Annotated in this window: 14 protein-coding genes and 2 pseudogenes; 9 read left to right on the forward strand and 7 right to left on the reverse strand. The window is 75.5% G+C overall.

Going from position 1 to position 15021, the window contains the following annotated elements; all coding sequences use genetic code 11:
* Window positions 1-64 precede the first annotated feature (64 nt).
* On the reverse strand, window positions 65-511 hold the full coding sequence (gene dtd / locus Ae150APs1_RS28060) for a D-aminoacyl-tRNA deacylase (RefSeq protein ID WP_075301332.1): 447 nt from the start codon (window positions 509-511) through the stop codon (window positions 65-67).
* A complete protein-coding gene (locus tag Ae150APs1_RS28065) occupies window positions 508-2088 on the reverse strand; it encodes a methyltransferase (protein ID WP_075301334.1) in 1581 nt (526 codons plus the stop codon). Before Ae150APs1_RS28065 ends, dtd begins: the two co-directional genes overlap by 4 nt.
* A 10-nt stretch (window positions 2089-2098) precedes the next feature.
* Between Ae150APs1_RS28065 and Ae150APs1_RS28070 the strand changes: the two genes are divergently transcribed.
* The 5 genes and pseudogenes from Ae150APs1_RS28070 (at window position 2099) to Ae150APs1_RS28090 (ending at window position 5210) form a co-directional block, all read left to right on the forward strand.
* A complete protein-coding gene (locus Ae150APs1_RS28070; RefSeq protein ID WP_075301336.1) occupies window positions 2099-2689 on the forward strand; it encodes an HhH-GPD-type base excision DNA repair protein in 591 nt (196 codons plus the stop codon).
* Window positions 2690-2716: 27 nt separating this feature from the next.
* Window positions 2717-3124: a metalloregulator ArsR/SmtB family transcription factor gene (locus tag Ae150APs1_RS28075; RefSeq protein WP_060572495.1), complete on the forward strand. Its 408-nt coding sequence runs from the start codon at window positions 2717-2719 to the stop codon at window positions 3122-3124.
* On the forward strand, window positions 3121-4326 hold the full coding sequence (locus Ae150APs1_RS28080) for a hypothetical protein (protein ID WP_010226042.1): 1206 nt from the start codon (window positions 3121-3123) through the stop codon (window positions 4324-4326). Before Ae150APs1_RS28075 ends, Ae150APs1_RS28080 begins: the two co-directional genes overlap by 4 nt.
* Window positions 4327-4341: 15 nt before the next feature.
* Window positions 4342-4719 (forward strand): annotated as a pseudogene (locus tag Ae150APs1_RS34045) (DUF3099 domain-containing protein); the annotation flags it as partial.
* Between the two features lie 239 nt (window positions 4720-4958).
* On the forward strand, window positions 4959-5210 hold the full coding sequence (locus Ae150APs1_RS28090; RefSeq protein WP_010226044.1) for a DUF3039 domain-containing protein: 252 nt from the start codon (window positions 4959-4961) through the stop codon (window positions 5208-5210).
* Between the two features lie 6 nt (window positions 5211-5216).
* Here Ae150APs1_RS28090 and Ae150APs1_RS28095 read toward each other — a convergent pair whose 3' ends face one another.
* The 3 genes from Ae150APs1_RS28095 to Ae150APs1_RS28105 form a co-directional block, all read right to left on the reverse strand.
* A complete protein-coding gene (locus tag Ae150APs1_RS28095) occupies window positions 5217-5600 on the reverse strand; it encodes a GNAT family N-acetyltransferase (RefSeq protein WP_075301340.1) in 384 nt (127 codons plus the stop codon).
* Window positions 5601-5746: 146 nt separating this feature from the next.
* Window positions 5747-6592 carry an alpha/beta fold hydrolase gene (locus tag Ae150APs1_RS28100; RefSeq protein WP_212567270.1) on the reverse strand — a complete coding sequence of 282 codons (846 nt, stop codon included), beginning with the start codon at window positions 6590-6592 and terminating at the stop codon, window positions 5747-5749.
* A 53-nt stretch (window positions 6593-6645) separates the two neighbouring features.
* A complete protein-coding gene (locus Ae150APs1_RS28105; protein WP_170918147.1) occupies window positions 6646-8358 on the reverse strand; it encodes a hypothetical protein in 1713 nt (570 codons plus the stop codon).
* Between the two features lie 137 nt (window positions 8359-8495).
* On the opposite strand from Ae150APs1_RS28105, the gene Ae150APs1_RS28110 reads away from it, so the two are divergent.
* Entirely contained in the window at window positions 8496-9116 is a 621-nt protein-coding gene (locus Ae150APs1_RS28110; RefSeq protein WP_075301344.1) for an SAM-dependent methyltransferase, read from the forward strand.
* A 166-nt stretch (window positions 9117-9282) separates the two neighbouring features.
* Complete coding sequence (locus Ae150APs1_RS28115; protein WP_075301346.1) at window positions 9283-11013, forward strand: DEAD/DEAH box helicase; 1731 nt, start codon at window positions 9283-9285, stop codon at window positions 11011-11013.
* Between the two features lie 199 nt (window positions 11014-11212).
* Here the strand turns inward: Ae150APs1_RS28115 and Ae150APs1_RS28120 are convergent.
* A pseudogene (locus tag Ae150APs1_RS28120) lies at window positions 11213-12082 on the reverse strand (EamA family transporter); the annotation flags it as partial.
* Between the two features lie 229 nt (window positions 12083-12311).
* Between Ae150APs1_RS28120 and Ae150APs1_RS28125 the strand changes: the two are divergent.
* Window positions 12312-12497, forward strand: a complete 186-nt coding sequence (locus tag Ae150APs1_RS28125) for a hypothetical protein (protein ID WP_010232302.1) — start codon at window positions 12312-12314, stop codon at window positions 12495-12497.
* Between the two features lie 97 nt (window positions 12498-12594).
* Here Ae150APs1_RS28125 and Ae150APs1_RS28130 read toward each other — a convergent pair whose 3' ends face one another.
* On the reverse strand, window positions 12595-14298 hold the full coding sequence (locus Ae150APs1_RS28130) for a choline dehydrogenase (RefSeq protein ID WP_075301348.1): 1704 nt from the start codon (window positions 14296-14298) through the stop codon (window positions 12595-12597).
* Between the two features lie 122 nt (window positions 14299-14420).
* On the opposite strand from Ae150APs1_RS28130, the gene Ae150APs1_RS28135 reads away from it, so the two are divergent.
* Entirely contained in the window at window positions 14421-15020 is a 600-nt protein-coding gene (locus Ae150APs1_RS28135) for a hypothetical protein (protein ID WP_139317173.1), read from the forward strand.
* The last annotated feature ends 1 nt before the right edge of the window (window position 15021 follow it).

The following is a 15021-nucleotide window of genomic DNA, read 5'->3' on the forward strand; positions in this document are numbered from 1 at the left end:
CCTCTCCGCTACTGCCCCGATCGTCCCGTTCGGAGCTGAGAATCCGATGAGAGGACCGGAAGGATCAGACCTCGACCAGCACGGTGAAGGGGCCGTCGTTGACCGACTCGACGGCCATGTCCGCACCGAACTCACCGGTCTCGACGGTCGCGCCGCGCCCGCGCAGCTCCGCGACGACGGCGTCGACGACGGGTGCGGCGTCCTCCGGCCGGGCCGCCGCGGACCACGACGGACGGCGCCCCTTGCGGGTCTCGCCGTGCAGGGTGAACTGGCTGACCACCAGCAGCGGGGCGCCGGAGTCGGCGCAGGAGCGTTCGTCGCGCAGGATCCGCAGCTCGTGCAGCTTGCGGGCCATCGTCGCGGGCCGGGTGGCGTCGCCGACGTCGTCGCGGTGCACCCCGAGCAGGACCAGCAGGCCCGGGCCGATCGCCCCGGACACCCGCAGCGGCTCGTCGCCGTCGTCGCAGACCGTCACCGAGGCCCGGCGGACCCGGGCGACCACGGCCTTCATCCGACGGGCCCCGCGGGGGTCGTCGACGCCGCACCGGACGCCACCGGGTGCGGCCAGCCGCCGACCGGGACCAGCAGGCCGTGCCGCACGAACTCGCGCACCGCGGGCAGCGTGGCCCCGGCCAGCGCATCGTACGGGCGGTCGTGCGCGAACGACAGCAGCGCCAGCAGCTCCGAGAGGGGGAGCTCGCCCCGGCACCCGGCGAGCAGGGCCGCGGCCGGGCCGTCCACCGGGTGCTCCCAGCCAGGGCCGCCCCAGCGACGCACGGTCGTCGACAGCTCGGACCAGCCACCGTCCGGGTCCACCGACGACGCCGACTCCAGCACCGTCTCCGGGGCGAGGAGCAGCGTCGCGCCGAGCAGGTCCTCGTCGCGGGGGTGCGCGCGGAGCCAGTCGATCCGGTCCAGCCAGCCGGTCATCTCCCGTCCGAGCCCCTCGCCGAGCTCGCCGGGCAGGTCCTCGACCACCACGGTGGGCTCGGCGTCGGTCCGGCGCAGCAGCAGGAACCCGAACCCGACGCCCTCGACACGCTCGGCGGCCATCCAGTCCAGCCAGGCCGTGGCCTGCTCGCGGGCGGCCCGCGACGACGGCACCAGCCCGGCGTCGCGCTGCCAGGTGCCGACGTGCATCCCCGGGTCGACGACCTCGCGCTGCAGGACCCAGGCGTCGACGCCCGGGGGCAGCCACGACCGCACCCGGTCCGGCCAGTCCTCGCCGCGCACGTGCAGCCAGGAGCCGAGCAGCTGGGCGACACCGCCGGGGTTGAGCAGCCCGGGCAGCTCCCCGAGCAGCGCGGCCAGCGCGGAGTCCCCGGCCTGCCCGGAGTCGCGGTAGACGTAGTCGACCCGCGGCGGGCCGGGCACGAACGGCGGGTTCGACACGACCTGGTCGAACCGCTCACCGGCCACCGGGGAGAACCAGGGCCCCTCGCGGAGGTCGACGTCGACGCCGGAGAGACCGCAGGACAGACGGGCCAGCGCCAGCGCCCGCGGCAGCACGTCGGTGGCCGTGACCCGCAGCGCGTGGCGGGACCCGTGCAGGGCCTGCACCCCGCAGCCGGTGCCGAGGTCGAGCAGCGAGCCGACGGGGCGGCGCACGGTGGCCGCGGCCAGCGACAGCGACGCGCCGCCGACGCCGGTGACGTGCTCGCGGTCCTGCCGGGCGGCGGGGGAGTCGAGGTCGGACACGACCCACCAGTCGGCGCCGGGCTCGCCGGCGTCGCCCGGCCCCTCGCCGTAGGGCCGGACGTCCAGGGCGGCCCGGATGCCGTCCGGGGTGCGGCGCACGATCCGTCCCTCGAGCAGCGGGTCCAGGTCACCGAGCGCGGCCGTCACCGCCGGCTCGGGCTCGACGTCCTCCAGCAGGAACAGCCGGACCAGGGTGCCGAGCTCGCCGCCGTCGCGGCTGGCCCGGGCGGCCGGCTCCGGCTCGCCGCGGGTCAGCGCGTCGTGCGCCGAGCGCCCGAGCAGGGCGCGGACGCCGTCCGGGGTGTAGCCGGCCTCCAGCAGGCAGGCGCGGACCCGCTCGGTACGGCCGGGGTCGAGATGGGGGAGCACACCGCCATTGTCGCGTGCCATCCTTTCCGGCATGACCGGCATCTGCATCGCCCAGGAACCCGAGGCCGACGCGCTGCTGGGGCGCGAGCCGCTCGCACTGCTCATCGGGATGCTGCTCGACCAGCAGATCCAGATGGAGGTCGCGTTCCGCGGGCCGCAGAAGCTCCACGACCGGCTCGGCGGGCTCGACGTGCGGGTGATCGCCGACCACGACCCGGCCGAGTTCGCCACCCTCGCCACGACGCCCCCGGCGATCCACCGCTACGGCGGCTCGATGGCCAAGCGCGTGCAGGAGATGTGCCGGGCGATCGTCGACGACTGGGACGGCGACCCGGCCGCGATCTGGACCCGGGGCGACCCCGACGGCCGGGAGGTCCTGCGCAGGCTGAAGGCGCTGCCGGGCTACGGCGAGCAGAAGGCGAAGATCTTCGTCGCGATCCTGGGCAAGCAGTACGGCGTCACGCCGGAGGGCTGGCGGGAGGCCGCCGGGGACTACGGGAAGGAGGGCACCCGGCTGTCGGCCGCCGACGTCGTCGACGCACAGACACTCGTCGAGGTACGGGACACGAAGAAGGCGATCAAGGCCGCGGCGCGCGAGAAGAAGGCCGCGACCGCCGGGTGAGCCCGCGGGGCGACTAGCATCGGTGGCGTGCACAAGGTTCCGGAGGCACTCAGCGGCGCCCGCGTGATCGACCCGGACCAGGTCTGCGACGCCGTCGCCGTGCTGGCCGACGGCCGGCGGGTGGCCGACGCGGCGACCGTCCTGGACGTCCTGGGCGAGGCGAACCGTCTGTCGATCCTGCTCGCCCTGCAGCATGCCGGTGATCTCTGCGTCTCCGACCTGGCCGTGGCCGTCGGGATGAGCGACTCGGCGGTCTCGCACGCGCTGCGGCTGCTGCGCGCGCACGGCATGGTCACCGCGCACCGTCAGGGGCGGCTGGTCCGGTACCGGCTGACCGACGGTCTGGCGCGGCGGCTGCTGGAGGTGGTGTCGGCGGTGGCCGTCACCCCCGGGAGGCTGCACGCGCACGGCGCGGGCGACGAGGACGCGTCGTGACCCCGGCGATGATCGAGCAGGTCCGCCCGCCGGTCCCGCCCGAGAAGCTCGACCACGAGATCGACCGGCTGCTCGGCGCCCTCGACGCCGTCTACCGCGACGGGTGGTACCCCGAGCTCGAGGTCGTCCGGCCCTGGTCGACGCACAACCCGCGGATCTCCGGCGAGTTCGCCCGGCCGTCCGCGATCCGCCGCTACCTGCACCGCGAGCTGCGGGGCCTCGTCGCCGCCGGCGCGACGGTCACCGCCCGCGCGGCGCGCCCGGCGCGGGCCTTCACCGACCCGGAGTTCTTCGCCGCGCTCGACGAGGACCGCTTCGACCTGCGGGTGAAGAAGCTGTTCCTGTTCGGCCCGGAGCGGATGGCGCTCTCGCTGGACCGGCTCTCGCACTACACCGGGACGCCGGCCGAGTCGTTCCAGCGGCACGTGCTGTTCACGAACTACGCGATGCACGTCGAGTCGTTCCTGGAGCGGTTCCCGGACGCCGAGCGCCCGGACCGCGAGGGCGTGCAGATGCCCGCCTACCACCACGTCCCGGACGGCGACGACGGTGACGCGGGCGACGGCGTCACCCTGGTCAACATCGGCGTCGGCCCGGCCAACGCCAAGACCGTCACCGATCACCTGGCCGTCCTCCGGCCGGACACGATGATCATGATCGGGCACTGCGGCGGCCTGCGGAACCGCCAGGAGCTCGGCGACTTCGTGCTGGCCACGGCCTACCAGCGGGCCGACCACGTGCTCGACGAGGTCCTGCCCGCGGACGTGCCCGTCATCCCCAGCCTGCGGCTCAACGGCTACCTGATGGACGCCCTCGAGCGCGCCGAGGCGACCTACCGGCCGGGCGTCGTGCACACCACCGACAACCGGAACTGGGAGTTCAACCAGTCCGCGACGCTGCACCGGATGCGGCTCGCCCGCGCGGTCGCGGTGGACATGGAGTCGGCGACGATCGCCGCCAACGGGTTCCGCTACCGGATCCCGAACGCCACCCTGCTGTGCGTGTCGGACAAGCCGCTGCACGCGGAGCCGAAGCTCGCCGGTGGTGCGCGGGCGTTCTACGAGGCCAGCAAGCGCAAGCACCTCGGGATCGCGCTGGACGCCGTGGAGCGCGCCCGGACCGAGCACCCCGACGGGCTGCCCGGCTCCGAGGTCCGCTCGGCGGACGAGCCGCTGCTCGGCAACGGCCCCGACGGGGCCTGAACCGGCCCGGACCACATGGGGCCGCCGCCCACCGATGTGGCCGCCGTCCTCCCGTGCGGGTGTCACCATGGAACCGGAGGTGGTCGCGTGTCGGACCAGCGACGCGAGGAATCCGTCCTCATCACGGATGCCCAGATGTCCTACGAAGAGGAACTGGAGATCCGGAAGCGGCGCTACAAGCTGACGATGGGTCTCCGGATCCCCTGCATGATCCTTGCCGGGATCTGTTACCAGATCCCGTGGCTCGCCGTGACCCTGCTGGCGATCTCGGTGCCGCTGCCCTGGATCGCCGTGCTCGTCGCGAACGACCGGCTCCCGCGCAAGGCGGAGAAGCCGAACCGGTACCGGCGCGAGCACCGGGCGATCGAGGCCCGGCCGCACCAGGTGATCGACTCGTCGGAGCAGGAGGCCGACGGGGCCGGGCCGTCCGGCGGCACGACCGGCCGGGACGCGGGTGCGACCCCGCACGGCGACGACGCGGCGGGTGCCCGGCCGGGGACCGACGGTCCCGGCGACGGGACGGGACGGGCGGAACCGGACGACAGAGCCGGTGCGGCGGACGGGCGCGACCGGTCCGGTTGACCGGGCCCGTCGCGGGACGGGCACCGGCCGCCGTCGTGCATCATGGGCCCATGTCCACGACGACACTGCCCGAGGTCGACAGCAGGCCCGAGACCCGCGACAGCACCGGCGACGACACGCCGGACATGTTCCACTACGTCCAGAAGTCCAAGATCACCGAGAGTGCGGTCCTGGGCAACATGGTCGTGGCGCTGTGCGGCGAGACCTTCCCCGTCACCAAGACGCCGAAGCCGGGCGCGCCGGTCTGCCCGGAGTGCAAGGAGATCTTCGAGGGGCTGCCCAAGGGCGGCGACGACTCCTGAGCGGGCTCAGCCGCAGGAGAGCACCAGCCGGACCGGCGGCGAGCCGGGATCGCCCGGCACCGACGGCAGGCTCGTCTCGGTGACCAGCCCGGCCGCGCGGTAGAGCGCCAGCGCGGCCGTGTTGTCCGGGGCCACCTCGAGCCAGAGCCGTCCGGCCGCCACCCAGCCCGGCGGTGTCCAGGCGGGATCGACGGCGACCGGGTGCCCGGCACCGGGCCCGCCCGGTGCCCCGGCCAGCGTCAGCGCGGTGTGCAGGACCGCTCGTCCCAATCCGGTGCCGTGCCGGTCCGCGGCCAGCACGAGCCGGTGCAGCTCCACGCCCGGCTCCGGGCCGCGCGGGGCCGCCAGGACGAGGTAGCCGCCGGGACCCGCACCGCCGTCGTCGGGCACCAGGTGCAGCCGGGCCGGGTCCGCGGCCGTGGCGGTGTGCCAGCCGGGACCCGACTCGCCGAGGACGTCCCGCAGGGGCGCGTCGAGCGCCGCGAGCGGTGCCGCGTCACCGGCACGGAACGCCCGTAGCCGGGCGGAGCGGCCGGTCAGGACGACAGGAACCGGTCGATCTCGGCCGCGAACGGCTCCGGATCGAGCAGCATCTCGAGGTGCCCGCCCGGGTAGCGGTGGACCCGGGACCGCCGGATGCCGCGCTCCAGCAGGGTCGCGTTCCCGCGCGGGACGATCGGGTCGTCGTCCCCGGCGACGATCAGCGTGTCCGCGGTGATCGCGGGCAGCAGCGGCAGGCTCGTCCACCCGGACAGTGCCAGCAGCTGGTAGTAGTAGCCGCGCATCGGGCCCCGGCGGCCACCGGCCCCGAGTGCCTCGGCGGCGCGCTCCGGGTGGTGCCGCAGCGACCCGCCGTAGATCCGGGCGGCGACGGCGTCGACGTAGGATGGGTCCTGGTGGCGCTTCGGCGAGGTCATCACCGCCATCACCCGCGGCGACGCCGGGATCATCAGTGCGCCCGGGCCGGTCGCGGCCAGCACCAGCTTCCGGACCCGCCGGCGCCGGCTGATCGCCAGCTGCTGGGCCAGCATCCCGCCCCAGGAGAAGCCGAGGACGTCGGCCTCGCGCACGTCCAGCTTGGTCAGCACCTGCCCGATCCGGTGCGCCAGCCACGACAGGTGGTACGGCATCCGCGGCGCGGGCGACCCGCCGATCCCCGGCGGGTCGAACCGGATCACGTCGAGGTCCGCGGGCAGGGCCTCCACCAGCGGGTCGAGGACGTCGGTGGCGGCGCCGATGCCGTTGCACAGCAGCAGCGGGGTGCGCCGGGCACCCGGTCCGGTCGCGGGGCGCCGCACGACCCGCAGGGTGCGGCCGCCGACGAGCATGTCGTGCTCCTCGAGGCCGGACCCGGTGGGCCGGGGGAGTGGTGGTGTGGCCATCACGGCGAGCGTAGGGCCCCGCCGGGGACCCTGCCGGTGTGAGATCGACCGGATCAGGGGCGGGCCGGGACCTCGGGGTCGGCGGTCAGGTAGGTGCCCGGGGCCGGGAACAGCGGTCGCAGCCGCCGTCCGCCGAGCTCGGGCGGTGCGTCGCGCAGGACGCCGGACCGGTCGCCCAGCCAGTCGGCCAGGTCGTCCCACCAGGAGCCCTCGATCCACTCGGCGGCGGCCAGCCAGCCCTCGGGAGCCCCGTCGCCGTCGCCGCACGAACCGGCCCGGAACGACGTCGCCGTCTGCGGCGGGGCCACCAGCGCGCCCGCCTGGTCACCGGGGGCGAGCACGAGGCGGCAGGAGCCACCGAGCATCCGGGCGGTGCGGAACCCGCCGGTCCACGGCTGGACGGGGTCGTCCGCCGCGGCGACGAGGTAGCCGTCGCGCCGTAGCTCGGCCGGATGCACCGGGGTGCCGAGCACGCGGATGCCGTCGTCGCCCGCCGTGGCGAGCGCCAGCAGGTCGGCGTGCAGCGACGCCGGCAACGGCAGGAGGTCACCGGCCCACGCCCGCATCGCCCGGGCGGCCCGTCCGTGCAGCTCCGTGGGCCCCTCGTGCTCGGCGTCCGGGACCGCCCACGGCAGCACCCGCTCCGGGCCGCGTCGCCACCCCCATGCCTCGACGGCCGAGGCGCCGTCGAGCACGCCCACCCGGGCGGCCTGCTCGGCGGCCGACCGGACGGTGCCGGGATCCGGCCGGAAGCCGGGCAGCGCCTCGGACTGGTCCAGCACGGTCGCGAGGTAGCCGACGGCGGCGACCCGGTCGGCGAGCCCGATCGCGGCCTGGTGGGCCTGCACGGCCGCGGCCAGCAGCCCGCCCGTGCGGACCCCGAGCAGCGACACCCGTGGCGCCCGGGTGATCCGCGTGCAGGCCTCCAGGGCGTCCAGGACGGCGGCGGCGTGCGCGTCGAGGTCCCGGCCGGCGTCGGCCGGTCCCGCCGGGCGCCAGGACAGCGCGAAGACCTGCAGCCCCCGCCCGAGCAGGTGCTCGACGAGGGAGAAGCCGGGGGCGAGGTCGGCCAGCCAGTAGCGGTGCACCAGCGGCGGGACGACGAGCACCGGGGTGTCGTGCACCCGCTCGGTCGTCGGCAGGTACTGCAGGAGCTCGAACATCGGCGTGCGCAGGACGACCGCCCCGGGCGCGGCCGCGACGTCCCGGCCGTGCACCGGGCCGTCGCGGGCCTCCCGGGCGCCGGTGTCGAAGGGGACCCGGGGGCCACCGGGGACCGGGTCGGTGAAGACCCGGTCGGCGGATCCGTCGTCACCGGGCCCCGCCTCCGGCGCCGCGTGTCCGGCCGGCGGTCCCGGGACGGGAGCGGGTGCCGGGGCCCCGGGCAGCATCAGCCGGGTCAGGCCCGCCAGGCTCGCGCGGAGCCGCTCGGCGTCGGCGGGCGGGAGCGGGAGGTCGGGGCCGCCCGCGGCGTCGTCGAGCAGGCCGGACAGGGCCCCGGTGGTGGCCAGGAGGGCCTGCGCGGCCCGGCGCCGGACCGGGTCGGCCGGCCACCCGGTGCCGGGGGCGTCGTCGCCCGGGACCGCGGCGCCCCGGCCGAGACCGACCCGGCCGAGCTCGGCGATCCAGCCGCCGCCACGGCGCAGCAGGACCATCGGTCGGGCCGTCAGCGCGGCCGCCAGCCGCAGCCCCGCGGCGGGCAGGGCGAGCGGTCCGCCCCGCTCAGGGGCGGGGCCGGTCGCCGGGCCGTCCTCGCGCGCGCTCATCGCACCCATCATCCCCACTCCCGGCCGCCGTGGCTCGTTCACCCCGCCGTCGACCGCAGGCCAACCGGAGCGGGCAGCGTGGCGGACCGCGGCCGCCCCGGTGGCCGTGGCCCCCGCCGCCCGACCCCCGGAGCCCGATGACCACCGTCACCGCCCCGCCCGCGACCGGATCCGGTGCGGGCACGTTCCTGCGCGAGTTCCTCCGCGACCCGGTGCGTACCGCGTCCTGCCTGCCCAGCTCGCGCACCCTGGCCGCCGTCGTGACCGCGCCGGTGCCGGAGACCGGGGACCCGGTCGTCGTCGAGCTGGGGCCGGGGACCGGCGCGTTCACCGGGGTGATCGCGGAGCGGCTCGGCGGGCGCGGGCACCACCTGGCCGTCGAGCTGAACCCGACGCTCGCGGGACTGCTCGAGCGTCGGCACCCGGGTGTCGACGTCGTCGTCGGCGACGCGGCGGCGCTGCCCGCGCTGCTGGCCGAACGTGGTCTCGGGGCGGCGGACGTCGTCGTCTCCGGGCTGCCGTGGGCCGCCTACCCGCAGCACGGGCCGCGGCTCACCGACGTGATCGCCGGGGCGCTGCACGCCGACGGTGCGCTGACCCAGTTCGGCTACACCGTCACCCGGTCGCTGCCACCCGCCCGGAGGCTGCGGGCCCGGCTCGCCGACGCCTTCGAGGAGGTCGTCGTCGGGCGAGGGGTGCTCGCGAACATCCCGCCGGCGTTCGTCATCACCGCGCGGCGGCCCCGTCCGCGGCCCTGACCCGGCCTGACCTGCACCGGGGGCCGACGCCCGACCACCCGGCCGCCGCGGCGGCCCGCCCGGCTACCCTGATCGACGCCCCGCAGCCGGGTCACCGCCGACCTCCTGCGCCCCGCGGGGCTCGCAGGTTCCCGCCCGGGAACGACCCACGGACCAGGGGAGACGTGTGTCGGAAGCCCAGCTCGTGTCGCCGGAGACCCGCCCGCTGCGTGCGTGGCAGCGCAGCGCGCTCGCCCGCTACCTGGCCACGGCGCCCCGCGACTTCCTCGCGGTCGCGACGCCCGGCGCGGGCAAGACGACGTTCGCGCTGCGGGTCGCCTCCGAGCTGCTGCGCGACCGGGTCATCGACTCGGTGACCGTCGTCACGCCGACCGAGCACCTGAAGTACCAGTGGGCCGAGGCCGCGGTCGCGGCCGGCATCTCGATCGACCCCGAGTTCCGGAACAGCGCCGGGGCGACCTCCAAGGACTACGACGGCATCGCGATCACCTACGCCGGCGTCGCGGCGCACCCGATGCTGCACCGGAACCGCACCGAGAACCGGCGGACGCTGGTGGTCCTCGACGAGATCCACCACGCCGGTGACGCGAAGACCTGGGGCGACGGCGTCTACGAGGCCTTCGAACCCGCGGCCCGGCGGCTGGCGCTCACCGGTACGCCGTTCCGGTCGGACGACAACCCGATCCCGTTCGTCGAGTACGTGCCCGACGTCGAGGGCGCCCCCCGCAGCCGCGCCGACCACCAGTACGGCTACGGCGAGGCGCTGGCCGACAACGTCGTCCGGCCGGTGGTCTTCCTGGCCTACTCCGGCACCTCGAACTGGCGGACCAGCGCCGGTGAGGAGATCTCCGCCCGGCTCGGCGAACCGCTGACGCGCGAGCAGACCGCGATGGCCTGGCGGACGGCGCTGGACCCGGCCGGGGACTGGATCCCGTCGGTACTCGCGGCGGCCGACCGGCGCCTGCAGAGCCACCGCGACGGCGGCATGCCCGACGCCGGCGGCCTCGTGATCGCCTCCGACCAGACGACCGCGCGCTCCTACGCCGCGATCCTGCGGAAGATCACCGGGGACCAGCCGGCCGTGGTGCTCTCCGACGAGGCGGGCGCCTCGGACCGGATCGCCGCGTTCGGCCGTTCCGAGGAGCGGTGGATGGTCGCGGTCCGGATGGTGTCCGAGGGCGTCGACGTGCCGCGTCTGGCCGTCGGGGTCTACGCGACGTCGGCGTCGACCCCGCTGTTCTTCGCCCAGGCCATCGGCCGGTTCGTGCGGTCGCGCCGGTCGGGGGAGACGGCGTCGGTGTTCGTGCCGAGCGTCCCGGTCCTGCTCGGGCTGGCCAGCGAGCTGGAGGCGCAGCGCGACCACGTCCTCGGCAAGCCGCAGCGCCCCGAGGAGGTCTGGAACGACGCCGAGCTGAACGAGGCCAACCAGCTCAAGGACGAGCCCGGCGAGCAGGAGAAGGCCTTCACCTCGCTGGGCGCCGACGCCGAGCTCGACCAGCTGATCTACGAGGGCGCCACCTACTCCGCCGACGAGGAGGACTACCTCGGCCTGCCCGGGCTGCTCGAACCGGAGCAGGTGCGGACGCTGCTCTCGAAGCGCCAGGCCGACTGGATCGCCGAGGGCTCGCCCCGGACCGGGGCCCAGGCCCGGGCGACGCCGGCGACCGAGCCGACGCCCCCGCCGCCGTCGGAGCGCGGCGGGGTGAGCGTCCGCGAGCGGCTGCAGACCCTCCGCAAGGAGCTCAACACGCTCGTCGCGCTGCACAACCACAAGACCCGCAAGCCGCACGGCGCGATCCACAACGACCTGCGGAAGACGTGCGGCGGGCCGCCGGTGGCGATGGCGACGATCGAGCAGCTCGAGGAACGGATCGCGACCCTGCGTTCCTGGCGCTGAGAGCGCCGCTGCGCGGTCCCGCACACCCGGCGCGGGTCAGGGGGCCCGACGCCGGCCCCCGGTCGCCGCTGACGCCGGCCCCACCGCCGATCTCGCCGACCGCCGGTTCGGGGACGGGCTCGTCGCCGTCCCGTGAACGCAGCGCGACGGCCGCGACCACCAGCAGGATCCCGACGCCCTCCAGTGCCCCCGGGAGCTGGCCGAGCATCACGACGCCGATGAGCGTCGCGGTCGCGGGCAGGAGCGCCAGCAGCACGGCGAACCGGGCCTGCCCGACCCGCCGCAGCACGACCTGGTCGAGGACGTAGGGCACGACCGACGACAGCACCCCCAGCCCGACGGACAGGGCGATCAGCGACGGATCTGCGAGCGGTGCGAGGTTCGTCACACCGAACGCCGACGTCCCGCCCTCGGGGCCGAGCAGCAGCAGCGGGGAGAGGACCACCGCCGCGACGGTGAATCCGGTCGCCAGGTCGTCGATCCCGCTGCCGGCGCGGGCGACGCGTTTGCCGAGCAGGACGTAGGCGGCCCACATCGCGGCCGCGCCCAGCGCCCAGAGCACCCCGGACGGGCTGCCGGACCAGCGGACGTCGGCGATCAGGAGCACCCCCAGTGCGGCCAGCCCGACCGCCCCGAAGTCCCGCAGCCGGCGCGACGCCAGTGCTGCGACCAGCACCGGGCCGGTGAACTCGATCGCCACCGTGGTGCCGAGCGGGAGCCGGGCGATCGCCTCGTAGTAGGCGACGTTCATCAGCGCCGTCGCCAGCCCGAACAGCCCCGCGCGGACCAGCCGCACCCCGCGCCACGCCTCGCGGCCCGGCCGTCGCCAGGCCAGCAGGATCAGGGCTGCGCCGATCAGCCGCAGCTCCGCGACCGCGGACGGCGCCAGGCGGTCGAACAGCCCTACGGCGAGTGCCGCGCCGACGTACATCGACGTGCCGCCCGCCAGGAAGAGCAGCGGGGCGGGGATCCGGTCACCGATCGGGCGAGCACTCACCCGGGTCACGGTAGACGGCGACACAGCCTGTTTACCGTGGCGCGCTTGCATGAGGGGCGGCCGTCCCCGCATGATTCACGCGCAGTCAACTTCATACGTAATCGGTCACCGCGGGTACATCGCGGCGTCACCGGCCCGATCGGATGAAGATCCAGACGTGACGGTCGTCGCGACGCGCCCCGGGAACACGTGCAGGGGCCTCGAGCGTCTGTTTAGGTGTGGGCGACCCGCCTGGTGCGGTCGTCACGGTGATACGGCGGAGGGCCGCCCGAGCCCGCCGCCGCAACGGAGGGAGACCGCTATGCAGCCCGAAACGCTGACCCGGCCCGAACTGACCCTCGCCGACCGCTGCGACCGTTGCGGTGCGGCGGCCAAGGTGCGCGCGATCCTGCCCTCCGGTGGGGAGCTCCTCTTCTGCAACCACCACGGGCGTGCCCACGCGGAGAAGCTGCGTGAGTCCGGCGTGGAGGTCGAGGGAGGCGAGTAGTCCCGGTCGGCCCGAGCAGACCTGAGCGAACGGGGCGGGGATCCTCACGGATCCCCGCCCCGTTCGTCGTTCCGACGTCGTGCTGCCGGTGTGGTGCTCAGGCGTCGACGGGCTCCACGAGACCCGGCACCGGGCTCCCGTCGCGCCGCGGCGCGGGGAAGGACGGGCGGTCCTCCGGCGCCAGCGGCGTGTTGCCGAGGACCAGGTCGGCAGCGCGCTCGGCGACCATCACGACCGGCCCGTAGGTGTTGGCGTTCGGCACGTCCGGGAAGACCGACGCGTCGACCACCCGCAGCCCGCCGACGCCGTGCACGCGCATCGACGACGGGTCGATGACGGAGCCCTCGTCGGTGCCCATCCGGGCGGTGCTCGTCGGGTGCAGCCCGTTCTGGGCGCGTCGTGACACCCAGTCCAGGATCTGCTCGGGGCTGCGCACGCCCGGGCCCGGGAACGTCTCGCCGCCGTCCAGCCCGGCGAAGGCCGGCTGGGAGAGGATCCCGCGGGCGATCCCGATGGCCTCGACCCAGCGCCGCCGGTCGTCCTCGGTCGCGAGGTAGCCCATCTGCAGGCGCGGCGGGACCGACGAGTCCCGCGAGACCGCCCGCACGGTGCCCCGCGCGTCCGAGGCCATGACGCTCACGTGCATCTCGAACCCGTGCCCGACCGGCCGGATGTCCGGCGCGAAGCGCATCGCGACCGGTGCGAACAGCATCATGACGTCCGGCACGCCCGCGGCGAGCGAGGTCGAGCCGAACCCGCCGATCTCGAAGTGGTTGCTCGCGCCGATCCCGGTGCCCGAGACGAGCCAGCGGGCCGCCGCGCCCGGGAGCCGGTGGGCCCGGCGCTGACCGGCCAGCGAGACCGGCCGGAGGCACGTGTGCTGCAGGTGGATGGCCAGGTGGTCCTGCAGGTTCGCCCCGACCCCCGGCAGCGCGGCCCGGACGTCGATCCCGAGCGTCGCGAGGTGGGCGGGGTCCCCGATCCCGGAGACTTGCATGAGCTGGGGGGTGGCGACCGCACCGGCGCACAGGATCGTCTCGCCGGCGTCGACGTCGTGGGTGAGCCCGTCCGGGGTGCTGTAGCGGACGCCGATCACGCGGGACCCGCCGGCGTCGAACCGCAGCTGGCGCACCTGCACCCCGGTCCGGACCCGCAGGTTCGGGCGTGACGCCGAGACCGGGTGCAGGTAGGCGTCGGTGGCGGAGTACCGCCGGCCACGGAAGATCGTCCGCTCGGTGCGGGAGAAGCCTTCCTGGCGGGGGCCGTTGACGTTGTCGAGCACCGCGTGCCCGGCCTGCCCGGCGGCGATCAGGAAGGCGTCGTTGAGCGGGCCGGACGCCGGTGCGCGCTCGAGGACCTGCGGCCCGGCGCCGTCGGCGTCGAGGGCGATGCGGTGCTCGGAGAGCCGCCGCTCCAGGCGCCGGAAGTAGGGCAGGCAGTGCGCCGAGCTCCACCCGGACAGGCCCGGCCCGGTGGCCCAGCGGTCGTAGTCACCGGGGTTGCCCCGCTGGTAGACCATCCCGTTGATGCTGCTGCTCCCGCCGAGCACCTTCCCGCGCGGGACGGCGATCCGGCGGCCGGCGAGACCGTCCTCGGGGTCGGTCGTGTAGCACCAGTCGTACCGCGGGTTCCCCCACGCCTGGGACAGCGCCGCGGGCATCCGGATCACCGGGTCCCACCGGTGGTCGGGCCGGCCCGCCTCCAGGACGAGTACCGTACGATCGGTGTCGGCGCTGAGCCTGTTGGCCAGCACGGCACCGGCCGAGCCCCCGCCGACGATGACGACGTCGTACCGCGCCATCCCGCTCCTCCTGTCCGACCGGTAGGTCGGTGATAGCCCGTTCGAGGGAGCAACCCCCCTTGCGTTGGTCGAGACTACGCGGCGAGCCAGGGTGGGTGACACCGGGCCGTACGCTCGGAAGGGTGACGATGGTGGGGGACGGATCCGGCGCTGCCGGTGCGGGTGACTCGGACTCCGCGGACACCGCGGACTCCGCGCTGGCCGCACTCGGTGCCGAGCTGGACGCGTCGATCGCGGACCTGGAGTCGGCCCGGCAGCGCGTGCTGGAGCTGCAGGAGCTGCGGTCCCGCGGCCTCGGCTGGCGGGAGATCGTGCCGCAGGAGAACCGCCCGCTGATCGTCGAGAGCGTCACCCGCGCGCTGGACGGCCTCGGCGCCGTCGGCGGCCGCTTCCGCCGGGAGGAGGCGGTGGCGCTGCACGGCGAGGGGGAGACGATCGCCGGGATCGGACGGCTGTTCGGGGTCAGCCGCCAGCGGGTGTCGGCCTACCTGCAGGAACACGCCCAGGTCGAGGCCGGACGGGCGGCCGGGCAGGCCGGTGCCGAGGACGTGGCGGGTGCCGGAGACGTCGCCGGGGACGTCGCCGGTGCCGGGGACTCGGTGTCGCCGAGCACGTCCGCGGAGCGTACGCCGTCGGAGCACGTGCCCTCGTCCTCGGAGCACCCGTCCTCGGGGGACCCGTCCGCGGAGCACGCGCCCACCGGAGCCGGACCGCCGGTGTGAC

This window comes from Pseudonocardia sp. Ae150A_Ps1 (assembly GCF_001932315.1).
Classification (GTDB): domain Bacteria; phylum Actinomycetota; class Actinomycetes; order Mycobacteriales; family Pseudonocardiaceae; genus Pseudonocardia.

What these genes read in the sequence shown, in the direction of transcription:
- dtd (WP_075301332.1), bottom strand. Translation starts at nt 511, where the DNA reads ATGAAGGCCGTGGTCGCCCGGGTCCGCCGGGCCTCGGTGACGGTCTGC.
- Ae150APs1_RS28065 (WP_075301334.1), bottom strand. Translation starts at nt 2,088, where the DNA reads ATGGCACGCGACAATGGCGGTGTGCTCCCCCATCTCGACCCCGGCCGT.
- Ae150APs1_RS28070 (WP_075301336.1), top strand. Translation starts at nt 2,099, where the DNA reads ATGACCGGCATCTGCATCGCCCAGGAACCCGAGGCCGACGCGCTGCTG.
- Ae150APs1_RS28090 (WP_010226044.1), top strand. Translation starts at nt 4,959, where the DNA reads ATGTCCACGACGACACTGCCCGAGGTCGACAGCAGGCCCGAGACCCGC.
- Ae150APs1_RS28100 (WP_212567270.1), bottom strand. Translation starts at nt 6,592, where the DNA reads ATGGCCACACCACCACTCCCCCGGCCCACCGGGTCCGGCCTCGAGGAG.
- Ae150APs1_RS28105 (WP_170918147.1), bottom strand. Translation starts at nt 8,358, where the DNA reads ATGAGCGCGCGCGAGGACGGCCCGGCGACCGGCCCCGCCCCTGAGCGG.
- Ae150APs1_RS28110 (WP_075301344.1), top strand. Translation starts at nt 8,496, where the DNA reads ATGACCACCGTCACCGCCCCGCCCGCGACCGGATCCGGTGCGGGCACG.
- Ae150APs1_RS28125 (WP_010232302.1), top strand. Translation starts at nt 12,312, where the DNA reads ATGCAGCCCGAAACGCTGACCCGGCCCGAACTGACCCTCGCCGACCGC.
- Ae150APs1_RS28130 (WP_075301348.1), bottom strand. Translation starts at nt 14,298, where the DNA reads ATGGCGCGGTACGACGTCGTCATCGTCGGCGGGGGCTCGGCCGGTGCC.